This window comes from Pseudoalteromonas sp. SIMBA_162, assembly GCF_046535955.1.
Lineage (GTDB): Bacteria > Pseudomonadota > Gammaproteobacteria > Enterobacterales > Alteromonadaceae > Pseudoalteromonas > Pseudoalteromonas marina.
Genome location: NZ_JAWJBQ010000407.1, coordinates 1 through 272 on the forward strand (window position 1 = coordinate 1; position 272 = coordinate 272).

Genomic DNA, 272 nt, shown 5'->3' on the forward strand with positions numbered 1-272 from the left:
GGCCGAAGCCCTGGGCACGGCCATCGCCGAGCGCGGCTGGGGACTGGTCTACGGAGGCGCGCGCGCCGGGCTGATGGGGGCCTTGGCAGATGCCGCGCTGGCAGCGGGCGGTGAGGTGATCGGCGTGATCCCCCAGGCACTGGTACGCAACGAGAAGGCACATACCGGTCTGACGCGCTTGATCGAGGTGGCGGACATGCATGAGCGCAAGGCGCAGATGGCCGCACTGGCGGATGCCTTCGTGACCCTGCCCGGCGGGATTGGCACCCTGG

1 protein-coding gene is annotated in these 272 nt (G+C 70.6%); it reads left to right on the plus strand.

Annotated elements, in window-relative coordinates; all coding sequences use genetic code 11:
• The coding region (locus R0J88_RS20245) for a TIGR00730 family Rossman fold protein (protein WP_410900912.1) at positions 1-272 on the plus strand (272 nt) is incomplete at both ends.